Annotated in this window: 25 protein-coding genes, 2 tRNA genes, 1 other RNA gene and 2 pseudogenes; 29 read left to right on the top strand and 1 reads right to left on the bottom strand. The window is 61.1% G+C overall.

All coding sequences use genetic code 11. The annotated features are described in order from the left end of the window. The first annotated feature begins 76 nt into the window (after positions 1–76). From HPY58_06805 to rsmI, 25 genes and pseudogenes are all read left to right on the top strand, one after another. Complete coding sequence (locus HPY58_06805; protein ID NPV29357.1) at positions 77–337, top strand: hypothetical protein; 261 nt, start codon at positions 77–79, stop codon at positions 335–337. 12 nt (positions 338–349) lie between these two features. After that, on the top strand, positions 350–1,411 hold the full coding sequence (locus HPY58_06800) for an HD domain-containing protein (GenBank protein ID NPV29356.1): 1,062 nt from the start codon (positions 350–352) through the stop codon (positions 1,409–1,411). A 110-nt stretch (positions 1,412–1,521) separates the two neighbouring features. Continuing rightward, positions 1,522–2,043, top strand: coding sequence for a hypothetical protein (locus HPY58_06795; GenBank protein ID NPV29355.1), 522 nt, complete (start codon positions 1,522–1,524; stop codon positions 2,041–2,043). Between the two features lie 293 nt (positions 2,044–2,336). Next, positions 2,337–2,432, top strand: a tRNA-Ser gene (locus HPY58_06790). Between the two features lie 11 nt (positions 2,433–2,443). Beyond that, positions 2,444–2,520: transfer RNA gene (locus HPY58_06785), tRNA-Arg, on the top strand. A 21-nt stretch (positions 2,521–2,541) separates the two neighbouring features. Next, positions 2,542–2,806: signal recognition particle sRNA large type (gene ffs / locus HPY58_06780), an RNA gene on the top strand. A gap of 131 nt (positions 2,807–2,937) precedes the next feature. Beyond that, positions 2,938–3,675, top strand: a pseudogene (gene dnaX / locus HPY58_06775) (DNA polymerase III subunit gamma/tau). A gap of 906 nt (positions 3,676–4,581) precedes the next feature. Further along, complete coding sequence (locus HPY58_06770; protein NPV29354.1) at positions 4,582–4,899, top strand: YbaB/EbfC family nucleoid-associated protein; 318 nt, start codon at positions 4,582–4,584, stop codon at positions 4,897–4,899. An 11-nt stretch (positions 4,900–4,910) separates the two neighbouring features. Next, positions 4,911–5,510 (top strand): recombination protein RecR, encoded by a 600-nt coding sequence (gene recR, locus HPY58_06765; GenBank protein NPV29353.1) that lies wholly within the window; start codon positions 4,911–4,913, stop codon positions 5,508–5,510. Positions 5,511–5,587: 77 nt separating this feature from the next. Continuing rightward, positions 5,588–5,827: a DUF2508 family protein gene (locus HPY58_06760; protein NPV29352.1), complete on the top strand. Its 240-nt coding sequence runs from the start codon at positions 5,588–5,590 to the stop codon at positions 5,825–5,827. A gap of 22 nt (positions 5,828–5,849) precedes the next feature. Then, complete coding sequence (locus HPY58_06755; protein NPV29351.1) at positions 5,850–6,122, top strand: SigmaK-factor processing regulatory BofA; 273 nt, start codon at positions 5,850–5,852, stop codon at positions 6,120–6,122. Between the two features lie 156 nt (positions 6,123–6,278). Next, entirely contained in the window at positions 6,279–6,950 is a 672-nt protein-coding gene (locus tag HPY58_06750) for a hypothetical protein (GenBank protein ID NPV29350.1), read from the top strand. 57 nt (positions 6,951–7,007) lie between these two features. Further along, positions 7,008–7,594: pseudogene (locus HPY58_06745) on the top strand (pyruvate synthase). Next, positions 7,591–7,923: a 4Fe-4S binding protein gene (locus HPY58_06740; protein ID NPV29349.1), complete on the top strand. Its 333-nt coding sequence runs from the start codon at positions 7,591–7,593 to the stop codon at positions 7,921–7,923. Before HPY58_06745 ends, HPY58_06740 begins: the two are co-directional and overlap by 4 nt. Before the next feature lie 56 nt (positions 7,924–7,979). Beyond that, positions 7,980–9,119 carry a pyruvate ferredoxin oxidoreductase gene (gene porA, locus HPY58_06735; GenBank protein ID NPV29348.1) on the top strand — a complete coding sequence of 380 codons (1,140 nt, stop codon included), beginning with the start codon at positions 7,980–7,982 and terminating at the stop codon, positions 9,117–9,119. Then, on the top strand, positions 9,120–10,049 hold the full coding sequence (locus HPY58_06730; GenBank protein ID NPV29347.1) for a pyruvate ferredoxin oxidoreductase: 930 nt from the start codon (positions 9,120–9,122) through the stop codon (positions 10,047–10,049). A 212-nt stretch (positions 10,050–10,261) separates the two neighbouring features. Then, complete coding sequence (locus HPY58_06725) at positions 10,262–11,398, top strand: ferredoxin oxidoreductase (GenBank protein ID NPV29346.1); 1,137 nt, start codon at positions 10,262–10,264, stop codon at positions 11,396–11,398. A gap of 22 nt (positions 11,399–11,420) precedes the next feature. Next, on the top strand, positions 11,421–12,191 hold the full coding sequence (locus HPY58_06720) for a 2-oxoglutarate synthase (GenBank protein ID NPV29345.1): 771 nt from the start codon (positions 11,421–11,423) through the stop codon (positions 12,189–12,191). 2 nt (positions 12,192–12,193) lie between these two features. After that, positions 12,194–12,772, top strand: a complete 579-nt coding sequence (locus HPY58_06715) for a 2-oxoacid:acceptor oxidoreductase family protein (GenBank protein NPV29344.1) — start codon at positions 12,194–12,196, stop codon at positions 12,770–12,772. An 84-nt stretch (positions 12,773–12,856) separates the two neighbouring features. Next, the gene (locus HPY58_06710) at positions 12,857–13,090 is read left to right on the top strand and encodes a hypothetical protein (protein ID NPV29343.1); all 234 of its coding nucleotides are present in this window, start codon (positions 12,857–12,859) and stop codon (positions 13,088–13,090) included. 315 nt (positions 13,091–13,405) lie between these two features. Next, positions 13,406–14,908 (top strand): aminotransferase class I/II-fold pyridoxal phosphate-dependent enzyme, encoded by a 1,503-nt coding sequence (locus tag HPY58_06705; GenBank protein NPV29342.1) that lies wholly within the window; start codon positions 13,406–13,408, stop codon positions 14,906–14,908. Between the two features lie 4 nt (positions 14,909–14,912). Beyond that, positions 14,913–15,563 carry a dTMP kinase gene (locus tag HPY58_06700; protein ID NPV29341.1) on the top strand — a complete coding sequence of 217 codons (651 nt, stop codon included), beginning with the start codon at positions 14,913–14,915 and terminating at the stop codon, positions 15,561–15,563. Positions 15,564–15,596: 33 nt separating this feature from the next. Further along, positions 15,597–16,496 (top strand): hypothetical protein, encoded by a 900-nt coding sequence (locus tag HPY58_06695; protein NPV29340.1) that lies wholly within the window; start codon positions 15,597–15,599, stop codon positions 16,494–16,496. Between the two features lie 6 nt (positions 16,497–16,502). Further along, positions 16,503–17,309: a stage 0 sporulation family protein gene (locus HPY58_06690; GenBank protein NPV29339.1), complete on the top strand. Its 807-nt coding sequence runs from the start codon at positions 16,503–16,505 to the stop codon at positions 17,307–17,309. After that, positions 17,272–18,150: a 16S rRNA (cytidine(1402)-2'-O)-methyltransferase gene (rsmI, locus tag HPY58_06685; GenBank protein NPV29338.1), complete on the top strand. Its 879-nt coding sequence runs from the start codon at positions 17,272–17,274 to the stop codon at positions 18,148–18,150. The genes HPY58_06690 and rsmI overlap by 38 nt, the downstream gene beginning before the upstream one ends. A 125-nt stretch (positions 18,151–18,275) precedes the next feature. Here the strand turns inward: rsmI and HPY58_06680 are convergent, their stop codons facing one another. Next, positions 18,276–18,524 (bottom strand): AbrB/MazE/SpoVT family DNA-binding domain-containing protein, encoded by a 249-nt coding sequence (locus tag HPY58_06680; protein ID NPV29337.1) that lies wholly within the window; start codon positions 18,522–18,524, stop codon positions 18,276–18,278. A 238-nt stretch (positions 18,525–18,762) separates the two neighbouring features. Here HPY58_06680 and metG point away from each other — a divergent pair, with 238 nt between their 5' ends. From metG to HPY58_06660, 4 genes are all read left to right on the top strand, one after another. Continuing rightward, a complete protein-coding gene (gene metG, locus HPY58_06675; protein NPV29336.1) occupies positions 18,763–20,754 on the top strand; it encodes a methionine--tRNA ligase in 1,992 nt (663 codons plus the stop codon). Between the two features lie 79 nt (positions 20,755–20,833). Continuing rightward, entirely contained in the window at positions 20,834–21,622 is a 789-nt protein-coding gene (locus tag HPY58_06670) for a TatD family hydrolase (protein NPV29335.1), read from the top strand. Positions 21,623–21,772: 150 nt separating this feature from the next. Continuing rightward, positions 21,773–22,768 (top strand): hypothetical protein, encoded by a 996-nt coding sequence (locus HPY58_06665; protein ID NPV29334.1) that lies wholly within the window; start codon positions 21,773–21,775, stop codon positions 22,766–22,768. A gap of 232 nt (positions 22,769–23,000) precedes the next feature. Continuing rightward, positions 23,001–23,981: a DUF348 domain-containing protein gene (locus HPY58_06660; GenBank protein NPV29333.1), complete on the top strand. Its 981-nt coding sequence runs from the start codon at positions 23,001–23,003 to the stop codon at positions 23,979–23,981. The last annotated feature ends 52 nt before the right edge of the window (positions 23,982–24,033 follow it).

The following is a 24,033-nucleotide window of genomic DNA, read 5'->3' as shown; positions in this document are numbered from 1 at the left end:
ATTCTGAGACATCCGGCTTTTTTTGCAGGCAACCAAGACTTGATTGGAATTTCACAGGCTGAGAGAGGTGCATTTGATGGCTGGCACGCTTCTTGCATCAATCAATCAATCAATCAATCAATCAATCAATCAATCAATCAATCAATCAATCAATCAATCAATAATTGTACCTGTTAACGGTAATTTTTGCCCGGTTGCGGCGCAACTGTTTCGGCTTTTTCTCAAGGAGACGAGCTGGGGTCGGCAAGGCCATGATCCGCGCTCTTCTGTTTTTCCTCACCTTCTGTTTGAGAAGTTCCCGTTCTTCTATCCTCCAGATCTAAATCTTTTGAAATGAGGAGGAACGCTCGTGATGTACGATCCCACTAAAGATGCAGGCAGGGACGCCGGGGCCAGCAAGGCCGCATCCAGGAGCGCCGGGCGCAACGATGCAAGAGAAGCGTTGCGGGAGAGCGAAGCGCGGTACCGGTTCCTTTTCGAAAACTCCAGGGATATGATCTATTTCAGTTCAGTTGAAGGAGATTTGCTGCAATTCAATTCTGCTCTGGTGGAAACCCTCGGCTACACGCGTGAAGAGCTGCTGGCTACAAAGCTGGAGGCCCTCTGCATCAACCCTCCAGGCAGGGAGTTTCTAGACCAGGTTAGAGGGCGGGATTTTGTTAAGGACTACCCGGTCAGCCTTAAGAGAAAGGACGGCAAGGCGATTAGCGTTTTGGCCACAGCCTGCGTTATGAGAGACCAGAAAGGGATGATCCTCGGGTATCAGGGGATTTTTCAGGATGTCACCGGGCAAAGGCTGGCCGAGGAAAAGATCAGGAAGAGCTGCGAAAATCTGAAAAAGAGCATCGAGGACACCATCCGGGCGATCGCACTGACGGTTGAGATCAGGGATCCCTACACGGCTGGCCACCACACCCGGGTTGCAAAGCTTGCCTGCGCGATTGCAAGAGAAATGGGGGTTTCAGGGGAGCAGGTCGATGGAGTAAAAACAGCAGCGGCGATTCACGATATCGGTAAGATCTCCATTCCCGCCGAGATTCTCAGCAAACCGGGCCGGATGAACGAGATCGAGTTCAGCCTGATCAGAACTCACCCCCAGGTCGGTTTTGAAATTTTAAAAACCATCGAATTTCCCTGGCCGGTTGCGGAAATTGTACTCCAGCACCACGAGAGGATGAACGGCACCGGATACCCCTCCGGCCTTTTGGGGGCGGAAATTCTCCTTGAAGCAAGAATTTTGGGTGTTGCCGATGTTGTCGAGGCGATGGCCTCGCACAGGCCCTACAGGCCCGCCCTTCCGATCGCCGAGGCCCTGAGGGAAATCGCCTGCAACAGGGGGATCTTGTACGACCCCGAGGTGGTGGATGCCTGCCTGAATCTCTTCCAGAAAAAGGGCTTCAAGTTAGATTAGATTTTCGGAATTTTTGCCTGGCAAATCTTGACAGCATCTCGGTCCAATAAGCGGTTGAGTTTTCCAGGAGCGGATGTTATAATGAAGACGAGCGAAAGAAGGTGAGCGTCGTGCCTGATGATGCGTTGAAAGAAGCTGCTGCAACCGGCGATCCGCCGGCGAAAAGCCGTTTGCGGTTGCGCCTGGCTACACAGGAGTTTTTTTTCCTGCTCCAGCGCATCGACCGCCTGGACGAGAAGCTGAGCAGTGAAATCAGAGCCCAGGGTGAGCGCATCGACAGGCTGGACGAAAAGCTGAGCAGTGAAATCAGAGCCCAGGGTGAGCGTATCGACCGCCTGGACGAGAAGCTGAGCAGTGAAATCAGAGCCCAGGGTGAGCGCATCGACAGGCTGGACGAAAAGCTGAGCAGTGAAATCAGAGCCCAGGGTGAGCGCATCGACCGCCTGGACGAAAAGCTGAGCAGTGAAATAAAGGCGCTGGACGAAAGACTGAGCGGAGAGATTAAAAACCTTGACGGAAAGATTAACGCTCTGAACGAAAAGATAAACAGCAAATTCAACAGCCTGACATTTTGGGCAGTTGGCATCTTCGTAACAATCATAGCAGGATTTATCGGTCTGGCGCTCCGTTAATAAACCGTGTTCAGCCCCCTTCAGAAGAAAGGGGGTTTCCTTTCGCTTTTGCTTGCTGCCAGGGCCCAAGGCGCTCCTCAGGGGAAGCGCTTGGGGCTCAAGCCAGGAATTCCTTCGCTTGCGGCGTGGGCGGCAAAAAATTTCCCGCCTGGAGTTGGCAGCTGCCGCCCCGCTGCATCATGTTTGCTTTTTCAGGATGTTGTGGTATAATTATATTTGCCCGGAGGAGTGAAAGGCATCTCCGGAAAAGATGGTGCAACAACAAAACAGAGGAAAGAGAGGAGACCCTGCGCGGAGAGATGGCTGAGCTGGTCGAAGGCGCTCGCCTGGAAAGCGAGTAGGCGGAGCAAAACTCCGCCTCGGGGGTTCGAATCCCCCTCTCTCCGCCATTATTTTACCCGCGCCCATAGCTCAACCGGATAGAGCGACAGACTTCGGATCTGGAGGCTGGGGGTTCAAGTCCCTCTGGGCGCGCCACTCCAGCTGCAAAAAAGTTGGTCGTGCTAGACGGGGAGGTAGCGGTGCCCTGTAGCCCGCAATCCGCTAGAGCGGGGTCGAAGTCCTGCCCGAGGGTCAATCTTGTGGGGCCGCCCCGGGTAAGTGGTGAAGACGTTTGGGTCCCGCGCAGCAAGAACCCATGAACCCCGTCAGGTCCGGGAGGAAGCAGCGGTAAGTGGTGTTTCTTGGGTGCCGCGGGAGCGCCTGAACCGAGCCGGCTGCCCTGGTACCGCCTGGAAGGTTGCATTCGAAGGCAGGTGCACGACCATCAAGAATAAAAGGCTGGCGGAATTCCGCCGGCTTTTTTAATCCGGCAGGGGAAAAGCTCCTTGGAGGCGAATAAAAAAGAATAAAAAAACCGGAATTTTGCGGGGTCGAGGGAAGGAAGGAGAAGCCGTGGAGCACCTGGCCTTGTATCGGGAATGGCGCCCTCAGTTCTTTCGAGATGTGGTGGGGCAGGAGCACGTAACCAGAACCTTGAAAAACGCCGTCAGGCAGGGGCGGATAGCCCATGCTTATCTTTTTTGCGGTCCGCGCGGGACGGGAAAGACGAGCACGGCGCGCATCCTGGCCAAGGCGGCCAACTGCCCGCAATCGGAAGAGGGGGAGCCCTGCAACCGGTGCGCCCTCTGCCTGAGCATTACTGCGGGAACCGCCCTCGACGTCCTGGAAATGGATGCCGCCTCCCACCGGGGGATCGAAGAGATCCGGGATCTCAGGCAGAGGGTCGGCTTTGCCCCGACTGCGGGGAGGTTCAAGTTCTATATCATTGATGAAGTTCACATGCTGACAGGGGAGGCCTTCAACGCCCTCCTGAAGACCCTGGAGGAGCCTCCCCGTTATGCCGTCTTCGTCCTGGCCACCACCGAGGCCCATAAGGTCCCGCCCACAATTGCCTCCCGCTGCCAGCGCTTTGACTTCAGGCGGCTGGGCAGGGAGGCCATCAACGGCCACCTGGCGCGGGTCGCCCGGGAGAAAGGGTGGGAGGTCGAGCCGGACGCCTTAAGCCTCCTGAGCCGGCAGGCTGGGGGAGCCCTGCGGGACGCCCTGGGCCTCCTCGACCAGGCCGCAAGCTTCACCGGCGGCCGGATTACCAGGGCAGATGTGGAGGCTTTGACGGGGGCCTTGGGCGAGGAGCCCCTGAAGGCCCTGATTTCTGCGGTCACATCCGGGGATGTGCCCGCACTCTTGAACCGCCTGGAATCCCTTTTTGCGGCAGGTTATGAGCCCCGCCAGGTCCTTTTTCAGCTGGCCGACTACCTCCGGGATCTCCTCTTTGCTTCCGGAAGCCTCGCCCCTGAAGGAGAAAATTATGCTGCAGCCTTGCGCGCCCTTGCAGCTGCCGAAGCGGAGATGAAGGGAAGCAGCCGGCCGGATCTGATTCTGGAACTGGCTTTGCTGCGCCTCGCCGGGGAGGGCTTCCCGGCGTCGGCCGGGGCGCGCCCGCTGCGGGGAGCACCGGGCCGCCTCCAGGAGGAAACCGCGCCCCAGGAACCCCGCGCAGGGCGGGCGGCCCGGCAGCCGGGTCCGGAGCCGCCGGATCCGGGGGGCGGCGCGCCTGCCGGGAGGGTTGCTGAAGACCTCCCTGCGTGCGGCGCGCGGGCGGGGCGGCAGGCCGGGGCCCCGGGCAGAAGCCGGGGACAGGCACCCGGCCGGAGGGAAGAACGCGAGGCCCTCAGGAATGTTTTGTGCAACCGCTTATCCAGGCAGCCCCTGCTCGCCCAGGTTCTGGCCGGGTGTAAATTTGAGCGAAGAGAGAGTAAAATAGTGGTGGTTCCCCCTTCCCCCTTCGCCCGGGAACTGCTGCAGAAGGAAGAAAACCGCCGCCTTTTGCTGGAGGCCATCAGGGAGTTGGAGGGGGATGTGGAGCTTGAGTTTGCAGAAAAAGAGCCCCGGCAGCTAGAGATGCAGCAATCCCGGCACACGGGAGCGCCGGACGTGGGAGAAAAAGAAGGAGATCCCGGGGGGGATCCGGTGGGGATGGCATTGTCTTTGTTTAAAGGGGAAATCATAAGTCAAGCGGGAATGGAGGGTGAATAGGTGAGCTTTGGGAACATGCAGAAGATGCTGAAGCAGGTCCAGAAGATCCAGGCGGAAATGGCGCGGATCCAGGAGGAGCTGGCCAGCAGAACCGTTGAGGCAAGCACCGGCGGGGGCGCGGTTCAGGTTGTGGCAAACTGCCACCAGGAGCTTGTGCAGATCAAGATCGACCGGGCGGTAATCGACCCCGAGGACCCCGAACTTCTCGAGGACCTGGTTCTGACTGCCGTCAACGAGGCCCTCAAGAAGGCGCGCGAAACGGTGACCCGGGAAATGGAAAAGATCACCGGCGGCTTAAAGATTCCGGGGTTCATTTAGGGGTGGACGGTTTGTTCCTCTATCCGGAACCCGTGGCTTTTTTGATCGAAGCCTTCAGGAAGCTTCCGGGGATCGGACCGAAAACCGCCCAGCGCCTCGCCCTGTATCTTTTGCACGCCCCGCCGGAGGAGGCCGAGGGTCTGGCGCGGGCGCTTTTGGAGGCGCGCACCAAAACCTTTTTTTGTTCCACCTGCGGCAATCTGACCGATGTCGATCCCTGCAGCATCTGCCGGGACGAGGCGCGCGACCGTTCCGCCCTCTGTGTTGTGGAGTGGCCGCGGGATGTTATTGCCCTGGAGCGCACCAGGGAGTTCAAGGGGTTGTACCATGTCCTGCACGGGGTTCTTTCCCCAATGGACGGAATCGGCCCCGCGGATCTGAAAATTTCCGAACTCCTGGCGCGAGTTCGGGAGGGAACGGTGCAGGAGGTCGTCCTTGCCTTAAATCCGACCGTCGAGGGAGAGGCCACCGCTCTTTACCTCGCCCAGCTTTTAAAGCCCCTGGGCGTAAAGGTAACCAGAATTGCCCACGGCCTTCCGGTGGGAGGGGATCTGGAGTTTGCCGATACCGCTACTTTGAGCCGGGCGTTTCTCGGAAGGCGCGAAGTTTAGCAATTTTTTTAACCCGTTTTCATATAATAAGAGAAAAGGGGGATGCCAACCTTCTGCCTGAAAGGGGGCGGCTGCCAATGCCCGGATGGTTTGCAGGCTGGCTGCGCCGCTGCTGCACCCGGCTTCGGGAGGGGAGCGGGAGCAAAAGATTGGACGACGAGAAGATCCTTGCCGAAGCCCACCGCGATTGGATGGCGGCCCGGAAGTTTTTTGAATTTGCAACCGAACCTGACCTGGTTGACTACGCGATTCTCACCCTGCAGGCCGCCGAAAAGCGGTACGTCTACCTCTGGAAAAAGATGCGCCAGAAAGGGTGAGCTGCAAGGGAGGGAAATGCGAATGATGGGAACGGTCCTGGGGGTGCTTTTCGGTCTTTTTTTGTTGTTTCTCGTGGGACAGGCTTTGTGGGGTCCTCTGCGCTTTTTGCTCCGGGTGGGCCTCCGCTTTTTGCTGGGGGGCGTTGCCCTTTTCCTCTTCAACCTTTGCGCCGGAGCCTGGGGCTGGACCTTTGCCGTCAACCCGCTCAGCGCCTTGGCCGTCGGGGCGCTGGGCTTCCCCGGTTTTCTTCTCCTGGGGGCGCTGAAGCTCCTCTTTGGCGGCTGGCAAATGTGAAATTAGGCATTTAACTTGACGAAATTTTAAGTTTCGATATATACTTCAGTATATACCTTAAAAAACAGCGAGCTCCCCTTTTCTCGCCTGTTGCAGGATGCCCCTGGCCAGCCGGACCTGCCTGGAGATTCCTTGAGGTGACGCAAGTTGTCTTCCCTGCAGCTTCCATCCCGCGTGATTGAGGCCTATGTTGGTGAGTACGCCAGCGGCAAAAGTGAAAATGCTGTGAACCGGGCCCTCGAACTTGCCCGCCTCGGGAGAAGGGTTACCCTTGTGGATCTGGATCTTGTTGAGCCCTTTTACACACTGAGGCCCCTGAAGCGAGAGCTGGAGGCGGCCGGGGTCGCGGTGCTTGCCTGGGAGACCCGGGAGGCCGAGGGGTTGGGCGAGGCGGGGAATATTCTCAAGCCCGCAGTGCGCTGGGCCTTGCGCCGGCCGGGAGACGTCGTTTTCGATGTTGGATACGGGGCCACCGGGGTCCGGGTACTCAACCTGGTCGAGGGCGCCCGGGACAGCCCTGATTTGAAAATCTACGCCGTGATTAACATCGCCCGGCCGCTGACCGCAACCGTATCCGACATTGTGGAGCATGTGCGCAGCCTCGGGCGGGTTGACGGCCTGATCAACAACTCTCACCTGGGGGAGGAAACCGATGCCGCCTTTGTCCGGAAGGGCGCAGAGGTTGTAGGGGCTGCTGCTGCAGTGCTGGGGCTTCCTGTTGTTGCGACGGCAGTGGCGGAGGAGCTTGCACCCTGCGTGGGGGACCTTACCGGGCTCGGCCACCCCGTCCGGGTCCTGCACCGTTTCATGCCCTGCGCTTTCTGGTGAAGGATTTTTCCGGAAGCCCTTGGGTTTCCGAGATAGAGTTAAGTTAAATCAACTAAAATGGGAGAGGGGGGGAAAGTTTTGTCAGGTCAAATGCTTGAAATCAGGTGGCACGGCCGCGGCGGCCAGGGGGTTGTGCTGGCCTCCCGCTTTCTGGCCTCTTCAGCCATCAGAGAAAACCTCTACTTTCAGGCCTTCCCGTTTTTCGGCCCCGAAAGCTGGGCGCGCCCATCGTAGCCTTCACGCGCATCAGCAGAGCACCCATCGATTTGCACTGCGCCATTGAAGAGCCAGATGTCGTCGTCGTCCTCGATCCCAGCCTTTTGAGTGTCGTCAACGTCACGGCAAACCTGAAAAACGACGGGATTGCAGTCGTCAACCACACCGGCGTTCCCCAGGAGCTCAAAAACGGCACGAACCGCAGAGTATACGTTGTAGACGCCGATCAGATCTCCCGCGAAGAACTGGGGCGGGTGATGCCCAACACCCCGATGGTGGGCGCCCTGGTCAGAGCCGTGGGCCTGGTCAGCCTGGAGAGCGTCCTTTTAGAGTTTCAAGACCAGTTTTCCCACCGCTTCAAGCCAGAAGTGATCCAGCAGAATCTCAACGCCATCAGGCGCGCTTACGAGGAGGTCCGGGAGATATGAAAGACGATTCCATCAGGAAGCTCGACAAGACAAAGCTCCCCGCCTGGGATGAAATTCCCCTCGGCTGGGCGCTCCTTTCAGAAGGATCCGACGACTTCAAAACCGGAAGCTGGCGCAGCCAGCGCCCGGTATTCAATGCCGAAAAATGCACCTCTTGCCTCTTCTGCTGGATCTACTGCCCCGACTTTGCAGTTCAGGTAAAAGACGGCAAAGTAGTCGGAATCGACGAGTCTTTGTGCAAAGGCTGCGGAATCTGCAGCACCGAGTGCCCCCAGGAAGCCATCAAGATGGCCGAGGGAGGCGCTTACCAGGAGGGAGTGAAGAAGTGAAGCTTTTGACACGAAAAGTAGTCGGTCTTACAGGCGACGGCGCCGCCGCCGAAGCAATGCGCCAGATCGATCCCGATGTGGTGGCAGCCTACCCGATTACACCCCAGACGGAAATCGTAGAGAAATTTGCAGAGTATGTGGCCGAAGGCCTGGTCCATACAGAGTTTATCTGCGTGGAAAGCGAGCACAGCGCCATGAGCGCCTGCTGCGGCTCCTCCGCCGCCGGGGCGCGCACCATGACCGCCACCTCTTCCCAGGGCCTCGCCCTCATGCACGAGATGCTCTACATTGCGGCAGCCAACCGCCTCCCCATCGTCATGATCAACGTCAACCGCGCCCTTTCAGCACCCCTGAACATCCACAACGACCAGAGCGACGCCTTCGGCTCGCGGGATGCCGGCTGGATCCAGCTCTACTGCGAGAGCGTCCAGGAGGTTTACGACACCACAATTCAAGGCATCCGGATTGCCGAAGACCACCAGGTCCAGCTCCCGGTGATGGTCTGCCTGGACGGCTTTATCCTGAGCCACAGCATGGAGCGCCTGGAGCTCCTCTCCGACGGCGAAGTCAGGGACTTCATCGGGGAGTTCAGGCCCCGCACCAGCCTCCTCGACCTCGAAAAACCCATCACCCTCGGCGCCGCCGCCCTGCCAGAGTACTACTTCGAGCACCGGTTCGCCCAGTCACACGCCCTCGACCGCTCCCTGGACAAGGTCGCCGAGGTCGACCGCGAGTTCGGAGAAAAGTTCGGCAGGAGCTACGGCATCACCGAGGCCTACCGCCTGGAGGACGCCGAGGTGGCGGTTGTCACCATGGGCTCAATGGCCGGCACCACCAGGTTTGTGGTAGACAGGCTCCGGGAAGAAGGAGTCAGGGCCGGGCTGCTGAAGATCAAACTGTACCGCCCCTTCCCCGTTGCCGCCGTCGCCGCAGCCCTCAAAAACGTGCGCGCAGCCGCAGTTCTGGAGAAGGCGATTTCTCCCGGCGCCCCCGGACCTGCCCTCTTCTCCGACGTGCTCGGAGCACTTTACCACCAGGATGCCAGAGTCAACCTGATCAGCTACGTCGCCGGCCTGGGAGGGCGGGATGTCCCGCCCAAGAGCATCACCAGGATTTACAACCACCTTCAGCAGATCGCGAAAGCCGGAAGTGTCGACAGAGTCCTCAACTATCTAGATCTAAGGGGGTGGCAGTAAATGGCCACTTTAAAAGAACTCAGCATGAAGGAGATCAAGTTTACCGGCGGCACGAGGACATGCGCCGGGTGCGCCGCCCCGATCATCGTGAAGCAGGTTTTGCTGGCCGCGCCCCACAACCCCGTCATCATCAACGCAACAGGCTGCCTCTACATCACAACAGCAATCATCCCCTACTCCTCCTGGCGGACCCCCTACTACCACTCCGCTTTTGAAAATGCCGCCGCCGTTGCCTCAGGCGTGGAAGGCGCGGTCCGCGCCCTCAAGAGAAAAGGAATGCTGGGGGACCGCACCTACGACGTGATCGCCATCGGAGGGGACGGCGGCACCTACGACATCGGCCTCCAGGCGATTTCAGGAATGCTCGAGCGCGGCCACAGGTGCCTCTACATCTGCTACGACAACGGCGCCTACATGAACACCGGGATCCAGCGTTCCGGCTCCACCCCCTTCGGCGCCTGGACGACCACGAGCCACGTGGGCGAGGCCCAGAAAGGGAAGCCCCAGCACCAGAAGGACATGATCCAGATTGCCGCCGCGCACGGGGCCTACGCCGCAAGCGCCTCCCCCCACAGGTGGCGGGATCTCATGCAGAAGGTGGAAAAGGCCCTGAACTACGAGGGCCCCTCCTTCATCAACATCCAGTCCCCCTGCCCGCGCGGGTGGCGCTACCCCGCTTCAGAGACCATCAAAATCGCCAGGCTCGCCACCGAGACCTGCATCTTTCCCCTCTACGAAGTGGAGGAGAAAGGAGAGAAGTGGACGGTCAACTACATTCCAAAGAACAAGCTGCCCGTTGCCGAGTACCTGAAGCCCCAGGGCCGCTTTGAGCACTTCTTCCGGCCGGGGAACGAGCACCTGCTCGAGGAACTGCAGGCGGAAACCGACCGGCGCTGGAACCGCCTCCTCAGGCTGGCCGGAATCGCCTGAGCAAAAAACCATCTTCGCGCTGCGCCAAAAAGTTGGCTCTGCACCGGAGGAAAGACCGGGGATTACTCCGGTCTTTTTTCTTTAAGCATTAAAAGCAGCGCGCTCTTATTTGGAGAGGTTGCACGAGGAATTTTCCGACCTGGCGCGGGTCGCCACTCGCCTGCCGGGGCCGCGAGGGTGCATGAAGCAGGGGCTGCCCGGGTAAACTGAGGATGCAGGAGCAATCATTCCGGGAGGTGTTTGCTTTGCCCGGCGTGAAGCCGATTGAGGAAGAAAGGAAGGTTTTTATGACAGGCAACGAGGTCGTGGCCTGGGGGGCCCTGGCCGCCGGGGCGGAGATCATGTACGGCTACCCCATCACCCCCCAGAACGAGATCATGCACTACTGGACGCGCCTGGCTCCGAGGTTCGGGAAGAAATTCCTCCAGACCGAGGATGAGCTTGCGGCAGGTTTTACGACAATCGGGGGGGTGCTCGCCGGGAAGCGCGCCTTTACGGCAACCGCGGGGCCGGGCAACGTCCTGATGCAGGAGCCGCTCTCGATGGCGGAGGCGATGCGGATCCCCGTTGTGGTCGTGATCCAGCAGCGGGGCGGCCCCTCCACCGCAACGGTGATCTACTCCCAGCAGGAGGTGACGCTGACCTGCTTTGGGGGGAACGGGGAGGGGCTGCGGGTGGTTTACTCGACGGCCTCCCACCAGGAGCTCTTCGACTACACCATTAAGGCCTTCAATACTGCCTGGAGGCACCGCTTCCCGACCTTTGTGCTGGGCGACGGCTACCAGGCGAAGATGCGGGAGCCGCTGACCGTTTACGATCCCGGGCGGCGCGGCATCGAAATGGCGCCTCCAGAACCGCTGGTGGGGAAACCGGGGATGCCCGGAGTCGACCGCCCCCCGGCCCACCTGCGCAATGCCTTCAGCGTTGAAGAGGAGCTTTTCGCCGCTCTGGAAAAGGACCTTGAGGATTACGAGCGGGCGGCGCCGGAAATCGCAGAGGCCGCCTCTTTCAACACTGCAGGAGCCGACCTGCTGGTGGTCGCACACGGGATCGTTTTCCGTTCGGTTGCCGAGGCGGTCAGAGAGCTGGCAGGGCGCGGGGCGCGCCTCGGTTATTTCCGTCCCATCACCCTCCGCCCCTTTCCCCGGGCGCAGCTGCGGGAGGCGGCGCGGGAGGCAAAGCAGCTCCTGGTGGTGGAGTCGGCCTACGGCCAGCTTTTCAGGCTCGTCCTGGAAAACCTCTACGGGTCGCAGGCACCGGTCCGGACCCTCTTTCGCCCCGGCATGGGGATCACTCCGGAAGAGGTCGCGGAAGCCTGTCAGGCTCTGCTGGACGGAAGGGAGGGGTAGGGCCGTGGAGATCCTCCCGAAGATGCCGAAGAGCTGGAATCCGGCCACAAAGCCCCACAGGTTCTGCCCCGGGTGCGGGCACGGGCTCGTCTTGAAGGCCCTGGGCCAGGCCATCGACGAACTGGGGATTCAGGACCGCCTTGTTTTCGGCTGCGATATCGGCTGCTCCCTGCTGGCCTGGAACTTCTTCAATGTTGATACCGTGCAGACCCACCACGGCAGGACGACCCCGGTGATGGTAGGGATCAAGCGGGCAAGGCCCGACCTTGTTGCCGTTGCCTACATGGGGGACGGGGGAGGCTACGCCATCGGCTCCCAGCACCTGGTGAGCGCCGCCACCCGCAACGAGCTGATCACCTGCATCCTGGTCAACAACACCACCTACGCCATGACGGGGGGCCAGATGGCACCCACGACGATGCCGGGGCAGAAAACCGAAACCACCCCTTACGGGAGGGATGTCAGGGAGACCGGCCACCCGATGCTGGGCCCCGAAATGGTGGCGGCCATTTCCCCTGAAGGGGCCTACGTGGCGCGCGGAAGCGTTGCCCGCTTCCGGCAGCTCAAAGCCTACCTGAAAAAGGCGCTGGAAAACCAGCTGGCGCTCCGGGGCTTTTCCTTTGTGGAGGCGCTTTCCACCTGTCCGACGAACTGGCGCACCGATGCCGAACAGACATGGGCCTTTGTTGAAGAGAAGATGCCAGGGTATTTTCCGCCTGGCGAACTGAAGGTTCCCGGAGGCTCCGGCGAATCGGGAGATTTCGAAAGAAGCTCCGGGAGAAAGGAGGGATAGGAATGGGGAGGCCCGTCAGAATCGCCATTGCAGGCGAGGGCGGCCAGGGGGTCCAGTCCGCCGCCGAGATCCTGGCCGAGGCCGCCGCCCTGGAGGGAAAGGAGGCGCTCTACATCCCCAACTTCGGGATCGAGCAGCGGGGCGGGGTTTCCGTGGCCTACGTCCAGATCGGGGACGAGAGGATCGGCTCTCCGAAATTCCGAACAGGGGACGTTGTAGTTGCCCTGAGCTGCCGGGCGGTGGACCGGGTGCGGATGCACGTGGGCCCCGAAACGCTCTTCATTTACGACTCCCTGCTTCCGGTGGCGGAAGAGGATCTCCCGGAAAAGGCTCAGAGGGTGGCGGCGCTTCCGGCCCTGGAAACCGCCAACCGCAGGCTTCATCCCCGGGTTTTCAACGTTCTGGTGCTGGGCGCCGTGATCGGCGCGACGGGGGTTGTCACCCTGGAGAAGGCAAGGGAAGCCATCGAGAGGCGGTTGGGGTACAGGTTTGAGAAGAGCCCCAAACTCCGGGACCTGAACTTCCGCGCCCTCCAGGAGGGGTTCGACCTGGCTGCGGGGGCAAAAGCAAGAACGAGATAAGTAAGGAGAAGGAGAACGAGGGGTTGAAAAAAGGATTTTTTGCGTATAATAATATTGAGAAAAAGAATGAGGCAGGTGCAAAGGATGAATCCGGAGAAATTAAGGCCCTCTCACGAAAAGAAGCAGGGAATCCTCTTGCCTGTTTGCGTAATTTGCGAGCGGACTCCTCCCCAGGGCATTGCGGGAGGGATGCTGGTCTCGGGCCGCTTCCTCTGCGCGCCCTGCGAAGAGGAGATCGTCCGCGCCCAGGTTGGCGACAGCCGCTATTCTCACCTCAAAGAAAAGATCAAAAGGATCTGGGCGCGGGTCAGGCCTTAGCCCGACCCTCTTTCCCTCATCTCTCCCGATTTTTCCTTCTGAGAAGAGCTTCCTTCCTCCTCCCCTCCCAGGAACAAGAGTTTGCTCCGCCTGAGAGCGGCTGCCGGAAAACCGCTTGACGTTGCGAATGTTTTATTAACACCCGCCGGGAATACCTCCTCATTTCAATGGGGAGCGTTTTTTCGTCCCACCGGGGAGCCGCGACGCATCTTGTCTCTCAGCGGCTCGGTCGAGGGAGGTTCAATAAAAATTTAGGATATGGTAGAATAAAAAAAAGTTGCGGTAAAGGCCGGAAAGATTGGGGTCGAATGTTTAATGGAGACGGAGCGCATTCCCGGGCGAACCGGATCGTACGCAGGAGGCCCGGCGGAGGACTGGCCCCCCCTTGTGGCGGGCCTTCTTGCCCATGCTGCAAAAAGCTATACAGGGTTTCACGTTCCGGGCCACAGGCAGGGCCGGGGAGCCTGGCCGGCCTGGCGCAGCCTGCTGGGAGAGGAAGTCTTTCGCCTCGACCTGACCGAACTTCCGGGTCTCGACAACCTCCAGGCCCCCGAAGGAATTATTCAGGCCGCAGCCGCGGAGGCCGCGGCTGCTTTCGGAGCGCGGGAGACCTATTTCCTGGTCAACGGCACAACTGCAGGGATCCTGGCCATGCTCCTCGCCGCCTGCCGCCCGGGGGACCGGGTGCTTGTTCCCCGGAATTCCCACCAGGCGGTGGTCCACGGCTTGATCTTGAGCGGGGCGAGCCCGGTCTACCTGCCTGTTGAGACGGACCGGACCTGGGGTCTGCCCGGAGCTTTAAAAACAGAGGACCTCGACCGCGCCCTGGACCTCCACGGCGCCGGGGCGCGCGCTGCGTTTTTCCTGCATCCCAATTATTACGGGCTGACGGGCGCCCTCGAGGCCCAGATTCAGAGGGTGAAGGAGCGGGGGCTTCTGGCGCTGGTAGACGAGGCTCACGGCGCCCACTTTCACGCAGGCCCCCCATATCCCGTTCCCGCCCTCCGGGCCGGGGCAGACCTTGTTGCCCAGGGGGCCCACAAGGTGCTGGGGGCTTTCACCCAGGGCGCTTTCCTCCATCACCGGGGGACCCTCCCGGACCCCGGGATACTCCGGCAGGCCCTCCGCATTCTTCAGTCGAGCAGCCCCTCCTACCTCTTGCTGGCCTCCCTGGATGTGGCGCGGCACCAGTTTTTCAGGGAAAAAGAAAAGTGGGAAGGGATTGCCTGCCTGGGGATGGAACTCCGGCGCAAGATCTCCCAGGTCCCGGGCCTTTTTGCACCCGGAGAGGAGCTGAAGGAAGCGCCCGGTGTTGTTTCCTTCGATCCGGCGCGTTTGATCGTGAACGTGAAGGGGCTCGGGATCACCGGTTTTGCGGCGGCAGCCTGGCTGCGGAGGGAGCGGCGCATTCTGGTAGAGCTGGCCGATTTTCAGAACATTCTGTTCCTCCTGAGCCCGGCGGATGCAGGTCTTGCACCCGAACTGCTCGCGGCCCTGGAGGCGCTTGCCCGGGCGCACGGCTTCGGAAGAAAAGGCCGGAGGCGCGGCTACCCGGAGCCTCCTGAACTCCCCCTGCCCCGCCAGGTGATGACTCCCCGTGCAGCTTTCTTTGCCCCCCGGCGGGAGGTGCCCCTGGCCGCGGCTGCAGGCGAAATTGCTGCCGAGGTTGTGGCACCTTACCCCCCCGGAGCCCCGGTCCTCTGCCCGGGCGAGGAGATCGGCCCGGAGGTCCTTGCTTACCTTAAAGCCTGGCAGGAGGCGGGAGGGGTTTGGCCCGGCCGGAAAGAGGGAACAATTAAAATAGTGGCAGGGAGTTGAGGCTTTGAGGAGGAAAGGGAAACTGATTACTTTTGAGGGGCCGGACGGAGCAGGAAAAACGACCCAGGTCAATTTAACCGCCGCTGCTCTGCGGGCGGGCGGCTACTCCGTACTGGCAACCCGGGAGCCCGGCGGGACGCGGCTTTCGGAAGCCGTGCGCGGCCTCCTTCTGGATCCGTCTTTCCGGGAAATGACCCCTGCTGCGGAGGCCCTCCTTTACGCAGGGGCGCGCGCCCAGCTGGTGAGGGAGGTCCTGATCCCGGCCCTCGCGGCAGGCACGATTGTTTTGTGCGACCGCTTTGTGGATTCCAGCCTCGCCTATCAGGGGTACGGGCGGGGGCTTGACCTGGATTTGCTGCGGACGATCAACGCCTTTGCTTTGAACGGCCTGGGGCCCTTTTACACGATTTTGCTGGATCTGGAGCCGGAACTGGGCCTGCGCCGTTCCCGGGGGAGGCACGCCGGCGACCGGCTGGAGCACGAAGACATTTCTTTTCACCACCGGGTCCGGGAGGGCTACCGTATTCTTGCCCGCACCGCACCGGGCCGGATCAAGGTGGTGGATGCGCGGGGTGCTCCGGAGGAGGTCCAGGCGCGCCTCTGGAAACTGGTTTCCCTTTATCTGGAGGACAGGGAGCCGGGCGCCCCTTTTTAAATTCGTAAACAACTGGAGAATGAGGTGAAGCCGGTGGGCGGATCTCTTGCGAAACAGGAAGAAGCGGCGGTGCGCCAGTTGCGTCAGGACCTGGCGGGCGCCCGAATATCCCACGCCTACCTTTTCTCCGGGCGCGACCCGGCAAAGTTGAGGGAACTCGCCTTTTCTTTTGCGCAAACGCTCCTCTGCACGTCTCCGGCAGCCGGGGAGGCGTGCGGAGCCTGCCCCTCCTGCCGCGCCTTTAAGCGCCGGGCGCACCCCGATTTCCATTTCTTAGAGGCGCAGGGAAGCACCCTGAAAGTAGAGCAGATCAGGCTCTGGCGCCCTTTTTTTAATTACCAGCCCCAGCTCGGCAGGCACCAGGTTTTCTGTCTGGAGGGCCCCGAGCACCTGACGGCTCCGGCCGCCAACAGCCTTTTGAAGGTTCTGGAAGAGCCCTTGGCCCGGACCGTTTTTCTCCTGTTGACGAGGGACTGCCGCGTCCTCTTGCCAACCCTGGTTTCCCGCTGCCGGGTCCTGGCTTTCCGGTCCGGGGGGGAAGAGGATTCTTCCTGCTCCAGGGAGGCCCGAGATTTGAGCGCCTCGATTTCCCGGCTCCTCTGGGAAGGGAAGGAATCGGAACTGCTCAGGGCGCTCCGCCTCTCCGGCCCGGACCGGGCTGCTGCCCGGGATTTGCTGAAGATTCTTTTTGGCGATCTTGAGGCAATCTACCTCACCCGGCGGAGCCTGGTTTGCCGGAAGCCGGAGCGCGCTCGGGAAGAGCTGGATGCGCTGGAGTCCCTGCTCGAGTGCCTGGTGGCTCTCGAGCGGGGCATTTTTTTCCTGGAGGCAAATCTGCAGACTTCTCTGGTGCTTGCCCTGACCCTCCGGACGGTGCAGAAGCGCCTCCGGGGGCTAAAAGATGTGAAAGCATTTTCTGGAAGCGAGGATTGAAAAGCCATGACAGGTGAGCAAGAAGTCCAGGATGTAAGCGAGGAAAGTCAGGCCGGGCAGGAAGCCGGACCGGCCGCAAGGGTGACTGTGGTGGGGGTCCGGTTCCGGCGGGCCGGAAAAATTTATTATTTTAAACCAGACGGCATCCCCCTCCAGCCCGGTGACCACGTGATCGTCGAGACGGCGCGGGGCATCGAGTTCGGCACCGTTGTGCTGGCTCCCCGCGAGGTGCTGCTTGAAGAAACGGTCTCTCCCCTGAAAAGCGTGATCCGGAAGGCGACTCCGGAAGACTGCGCGAAGGCGGAGGAGAACAGGCGGCGCGCCAGGGAGGCCTTTGCCATTTGCGAGCAGAAAATTGCCGAGCACGGCCTTCCCATGAAGCTGATCGATGTGGAATTCACCTTTGATGTGGGAAAGATTTTGTTTTACTTCACCGCCGAGGGAAGGGTTGACTTTCGGGAACTGGTGAAAGACCTGGCCGCAATTTTCCGGACCCGGATTGAACTGCGCCAGATCGGGGTAAGGGATGAGGCCAAGCTGCTGGGGGGGCTGGGCCCCTGCGGGAGGGAGCTCTGCTGCAGCACCTGGCTGGGGGATTTTGAGCCGGTTTCGATTCGCATGGCGAAGGACCAGAATCTTTCGCTGAATCCCACCAAGATCAGCGGGATCTGCGGGCGGCTCATGTGCTGCCTCAAGTATGAAAATCCCTGCTACGAATCCTGTCCGGTGCACCCGGAAGAGAAACACGAGGCGGGAGAAGATGAAGGAGAGGAAAATGCTCCGGGCGGAAAGGAGCAGCCAGAAGCACCCTGAAAAGGAGGGAAAGGGGGCGCTCTACCTCTGCGGGACCCCCCTGGGGAACCTGGAAGACATTACCCTCAGGGCGCTCCGGGTCCTGGGCATGGTCGACCTGATTGCCGCCGAAGACACCCGCTGCACCCGGAAACTCCTTTCCCGCTACGACATCCATACCCCTCTCACCAGCTTCCACGAGCACAACCAGGAGGAAAAGATCCCCTTTTTGCTTTCGGAGCTTGCGAAAGGGAAGCTGGTGGCGCTGGTTACAGACGCCGGGATGCCGGGCCTGGCGGACCCCGGCTATCACCTGGTGCGCCGCGCCCTCATCGAGGGCTACGGGGTCACGGTGGTGCCGGGCCCCTCGGCCGTCGTGGCGGCGCTCGTGATTTCGGGATTTCCCCCTTACCCCTTTTATTTTCAGGGCTTCCTCCCCCGCGCCCGGGGCGCGCGGCGGGAGCTTTTGAAGGAGCTTGAGGAGGAAACCAGAACGGGGGTTTTTTACGAAACCCCCCACCGCCTCCAGAAAACCCTGGAGGACTTCCGGGAGGTTTGGGGGGAAGAGCGGCGGGCGGCGGTGGCGCGGGAGCTCACGAAGCAGCATGAGGAAGTGGTGCGGGGAACCTTTGCCGAACTCGCGGCCCACTTCGCAGCCCACCCCCCGCGGGGGGAACTGACCCTTGTTACGGAGGGGAGAAGGAGAGAGGCGCCGGCCCCTCCGGAGGACCCGGAGGCCCTCAGGGCTGCGGTGGAGGCCCTGAGGCGCGCCGGGGCGGAGTTCCAGGCCGCCTGCAAGGCTGTAGCGCGCGCCCTGGGGATCTCGAAGAGCGAGGTTTACCGGGCCTGCCGCGGAAAATGATGCGCACGCATCATTTGCTGAACCCAAAAAACGAAAAATCAACCCCCGTTTCGGCTTTAAAACGGGGGGTTTCCTGAGGACAGGGAATCCAAAAGCTGCAAAGGCTTGACCGCCTGCAGGCGCAATTAAACAGCCTCCTGAGCCATCGCCCGCGCGCACTCCCGGCACACGTTTTTGCCCCGGAAATGCTGGACGTTTTCTGCATTGCCGCAGAAAATGCACGCCGGTTCGTACTTTTTCAGGATAATCTTCTCCCGGTCTACATAGATCTCCAGGGCGTCTTTTTCTGCGATTCCCAGGGTTCGCCGCAGCTCAATGGGTATCACGACCCTCCCCAGTTCGTCGACCTTTCTGACAACTCCGGTAGATTTCACAGCTCCTCTCCCTCCTGGATAAAATTCGACAGAATTCGCTTAAGCAAAAGCATACCATCTCTTCCAGGAAAAGTCAACCATTTGCGCGAAATTTTTTAAAAAGTTTCAGCTTGTTCCCCGGGGCGTAATTCCCTGCTTTCTGTGGTATAATAAGTTTTTGAGAAATTCCCAAGGGAAAGGAGTAGAGCCTGGTCGTTAGAAGAAATTCGCGCAAAGCATGGCGCAGCCGGGCGTGTTTATGGAGAAAAAGGTTTTTTATGTCACAACTCCCATTTATTACCCGAGCGATCGTCTTCACATCGGACACGCCTATACCACCGTTGCCGCCGACTGCCTGGCCCGCTACAAACGGCTGCGGGGGTGCGATGTCCTTTTCTTGACAGGCTCTGATGAGCACGGGCAGAAGATCGAGCGCAAGGCGCGCGAAAAGGGGATGGATCCCCAGGCCTACGTGGACCAGATCGTGGCGGGGTTTAAGGAGTTGTGGCGGCGTCTCCACATTTCCTACGATGATTTTATCAGAACAACGGAGCCCCGCCACAAGGCGGTGGTTCAGGCGATCTTCCAGAAGATTTACGAGCAGGGAGACATCTACAAATCAACCTACGAAGGCTGGTACTGCACTCCCTGCGAGACCTTCTGGCTGGAGCGCCAGCTGCTGGAGGGGAACTGCCCGGACTGCGGGCGTCCGGTGGAGCTGCTCAAGGAGGAAAGCTACTTTTTCCGCCTCTCCAAATACCAGGATCGGCTCTTGCGCTACATCGAGGAGCACCCCGAATTCATCCAGCCTGTTTCCCGCCGGAACGAGATGATCAATTTCATCAAGGGGGGGCTCGAGGACCTCTGCGTTTCCCGGACAACTTTCAGCTGGGGGATTCCCGTTCCCTTCGATCCCCGCCACGTCATCTACGTCTGGTTTGACGCCCTTGTCAATTACATTTCGGCCCTTGGCTGGGACAAAGCAGACCCCCGCTTCGAGCATTACTGGCCCCACGTGACGCACCTGGTGGGAAAGGACATCGTCCGTTTCCACACCGTGATCTGGCCGATCATCCTGATGGCCGCCGGGATTGAGCCCCCCCGAACCGTTTTCGGACACGGCTGGCTCCTCCTGGAAGGGGGGAAGATGTCCAAGTCCCGGGGGAATGTGATCGATCCCCTCATCCTGATCGACCGCTACGGGGCCGACGCCGTGAGGTACTACCTCCTGCGGGAACTTCCCTACGGGGGGGACGGCTACTACAGCGAGGAGAGCCTTGTGGCGCGGCTCAACACGGATCTCGCCAACGACCTGGGGAACCTGATCAGCCGGACCTTCGGAATGCTGGAAAAGTACTGGGGCGGAGTTGTTCCGGAGCCGGGCCGCCGGGAGCCGCTTGATGAAGATTTGAAAGCCTGCGCCCGGGAGGCCAGGCAGGAGCTGGAGCAGAAACTCGAGCGCTTCGATTTCAGCAATGCCCTCGCCGCCGTCTGGCAGCTCGTCCACCGCGCCAACCGCTACGTTGACGAAACCCAGCCCTGGAACCTGGCGCGCGATCCTGAAGGCCGGCCGCGGCTTGCGACGGTTCTCTACAACCTGAGCGAAGCGGTCCGGGTCCTGGCCGTCTGGTGCTCCCCCTTTATGCCGCTCTTCCCGGCCCGGGTCTGGGAGCAGTTTGGAATCGACGACCGCCCCGAACTCCACACCTGGGAGAGCACCGGGGAGTGGGGGCGCCTGCCTGCGGGGCTGCGGATCACGCGGGGGCCGGGGCTTTTCCCGCGGGTGCAACAAGGGGCGGACGAGCGAGCCGCCGCGCCCGCGCCCCGGGAGGCCGCCCCTGCCCCGGAGGCCGCGCCTGCTGAAGCAGAGCGCTCTCCCCATGCGGTGGAGGCGCCCGGGGTGCGCCCGGAAGCGGGGGAAGCTAAGCCGGAAATTACGATTTCTGATTTTGCGAAGCTCGACCTCCGGGTCGCCCTCGTCAGGTCGGCCGAAAGGATCGAAGGGGCAGACCGGCTGCTGAAGCTGGAGGTCGATCTGGGAGGGGAGACCAGGACGGTTGTCGCCGGGGTGGCCCGGTTTTACCGCCCTGAGGAGCTGGTCGGAAGGCGGGTCGTGGTTGTGGCCAACCTCGCCCCGGCGAAGCTGCGGGGGGTCACCTCCCACGGCATGATCCTGGCGGCCGTAGGGGAAGAGGATCTTGGGATCCTGACGGTGGACAGAGAGCTTCCGCCCGGAACGCCTGTGCGCTGATCTTTTTTCCCCCGGCCGGGTCTTCAAGCGGCCCGGCAGCCGGGCCGGCTCGAGAAAGTCTGCCGGGGAGGCATTTTTAATGGAAACTGCCGATCTTGTTCTGGTTGACACTCACGCCCACCTGAACGACCCGAAGTACGACCGGGACCTGGAGGCGGTCCGGGCGCGGGCGCGGGAGGCCCGCGTCGCGGCCATCATCTGCGTGGGCTACGATTTTGCCTCCTCCCGCCGCGCGGTGCAGCTTGCCGGGACGTTCCCCGAAATTTACGCCGCCGTGGGATTTCACCCCCACGACGCCGCCGGTGTTCCCGAGCGCGCCTGGGAGGGCCTGCGGCTGCTTGCCCAAAACGGGCGGGTGGTGGCCCTGGGGGAAATGGGGTTTGACTTTTACCGTAACCTTTCTCCGCGCAATGTGCAGGAGGAGGTTTTCCGGCGGCAGCTTCAGCTTGCCGGGGAGTTAAACCTTCCCGTGATCATTCACGACCGCGCCGCCCACGAGGAGACCCTTGCGGTCCTGGAAGAGTTCCCCGGGCTTCCCGGCGTTGTTTTCCACTGCTTTTCCGGGGGGCCCCGCTTCGCCGAGGAATGCCTGGCGCGGGGCTACTACCTCGGGATTGCGGGCCCCATCACCTTTCCCAAATCAGAGGAGTTAACCGAAGCGGTGAGGATTGCCCCTCTGAACCGGCTCCTGCTGGAGACCGACTGCCCCTATCTTGCCCCTCAGCCCTGGCGGGGCAGGCGGAACGAACCCTCCTACCTGACCGCCGTGGCGGAGGCGGTTTCCCGTGTGAAAGGGGTTTCCCCCGCCGAGGTCGCGGCGGCAACCACCGCCAGCGCCTGCCGCCTCTTCCGCATTGCCCCCTCCTGAAAACCGTTTTCTGGTTGTTGCTCCAACCCCTTTTTCAGGGGGTTTTTTATTTGCACCGGCCGGCCCCGCTCCCCCTTCCCTGTATAAATCGGGAATTGATGGGAAATAATGGTGGATAAACCAGTTCCCAGAAAAGGGGAGGTTTGGGTTGTGACGAAGCTGGAGCTGCTGATTTCGTCTTCTGATAAAAAGCAGCGGGGATGCTGGCGCAGGGGCCTCCTCTGCGCCGTCACCCTGGCTTTATTCCTGCTTTTTCTGGAGGGGAGCGGCCGGGCGGAGACCCCCTTGCCCGAGGCGGTCGGCGTCTTCTGGCAGGACTTTTTTGGCAAACCACCGCGCCCCGAAGGGCGCCGGGTGGTGCGGATCGGGATCACCTATACCAGGGGGGAAGGGCTCTCTCTTCAGACTTTTGAAGATACGCCGGTGCGGGTGCAGGTGGATGGGTCAACCGTTGTGACGCGCGCCCCTTTCCCCCGCCTCGAAGAAATTCTGGCGGGGGCGGGAATTGAGCTGGGGGCGCGCGACCGGGCTGAGGCGAAGCTTGTCACGGGAGAGGACATTCCGGAGATTAACGTGATCCGGGTCCGCAGCCGGATCGTTGCCGAGGAGGTGCGCCTTCCCTGCCCGGTGAGGCGGGTCCAGGATTTCTATCTTCCTCCTGGGAAAACCGAAGTGCGCTCCCCGGGGCGCCCCGGGCTCCTTTTGAAAAAGATCGAGGTGACTACCGAAAACGGGGTGGAGGTTGCCAGGAAAGAAGTCGGGGCTGAGGTGATCCGGAAGCCTGAGCCCAGGATCATCGCCTGCGGCTCCCGCGCCGGGCTCCCGGCCCGGCGCGCTGCGGCGCGCGGGGAACCGCCCGAAAAGGAGGCGCGCCGGGTGCTTAAGATGGTGGCAACGGCCTACACGCACACCGGAAACCCCACCGCAACCGGGGTCTGGCCCTATGTGGGAGGAGTCGCGGTGGACCCCGAGGTCATTCCGCTGGGTTCGAAGCTCTACGTGGAGGGTTACGGGCCGGCAAGCGCGGTGGACACCGGCGGGTTGATCAAGGGGAACAGGATTGACCTCTTTTTCAATACTCCGGAGGAGTGTTTTGCCTTCGGAAGGCGGGAGGTCACCGTTTACGTGCTGGAAGAGGGCAGCTGAAAAAAGAGGAAATTTTGGCCGCGTGTGGAATAATATATAACCACGGTTTTTCTTTGGCATGACACATTTAATCGATAAGAAAAGATGTTTGGCAAAGAAAGGAACCACGCACTCAATTTAAGGTAGAAGGCACAAAAAAACAGGAGACTATTAGGTATCAGAAAGGCAAAGGATGGTGTTGGGTGCGGGGAACCATTTCGGGGTTGGAGCCTGGTGTAAAGGGGGAGGCAGCATGTGGAAAATTGCCGGGGGATGGGCAAAATCTGGGCCGGGACGCCTTGCCCTTGTTTCCTGTCTCGTGGGGACCCTCGCCTGGGGGACGCTGGCCGGCGCCCAGCAGCGGATTGTGATCAGGGTTGACGGGAAAGTGGTGGAGCACAAAACCCTCAGGCGCAGCCTGGGGGAAGCCCTCGCCGAGGCGGGAGTGAAGGTGGGCCCCCGGGATCTGGTATCTCCAGATCCCGCCACACCGGTTAAGAGAGGGCTGAAGGTAACGGTGCACCGGGCGGTGCCGGTCCGCGTTCTGGCCGATGGGCAGACCCGGGTTGTCTTAACTCCCCCGGCCCCGGTGGTAAGCATTCTGAAAATGGCAAACATCACCCTGGGGCAGCAGGACCGGGTGAGTTTGCCCCTGGATTTCACCGTAAGGCAAGGTACTGTGATTCGAGTGACCAGAATTGTTGAAAAAATATTGAGGGAGAAATATACCCTCCCGGCGGCCGTGGAGAGGAGGGCCGATCCCGCTCTGGAGCGGGGACGGGTGCGCCTTGTCAGCCCGGGGAGGGCAGGCGAAGGCGAGCGGATCGTCAGGGTCACTTTTGCGGACGGACGGGAGATAAAGAGAACGGTGCTCCAGGAAAGGGTGCTGCGCCCCGCCCAGAACCGGATTGTTGCCTGCGGGACTCTCGGGACGGTGGCGCGCGGAGGCTCTGTAATGCGTTTTCAGCGTGTTCTTGAAGCCCATGCAACGGCTTACAGTCCGCGCACCGGGAGGTACACGGCGACCGGTCACCCTGTCGGGTACGGGGTGGCCGCCGTTGACCCCCGCGTCATTCCTCTGGGAACGCGGCTCTATGTGGAGGGCTACGGCTTTGCCAGGGCGCTCGATGTGGGAAGCGCGATCAAAGGAAACAGGATCGACCTCTTTTTTGAATCCGAGGAGGAGTGCCGGAGGTGGGGGCGCCGCCTGGTGAAGGTATACATTCTGGAGTAGGATGCCTTTTCTGGAGGCCCCGGGATTTCATGCGCCGCCGTCTGGCGGCTTT

The sequence above is a fragment of the Bacillota bacterium genome (assembly GCA_013177945.1).
Taxonomy (GTDB): Bacteria; Bacillota; DSM-12270; order Thermacetogeniales; family Thermacetogeniaceae; genus Ch130.
Note: the sequence above shows the minus strand (reverse complement) of the source record. Positions and strands in the feature narration are given on the sequence as shown.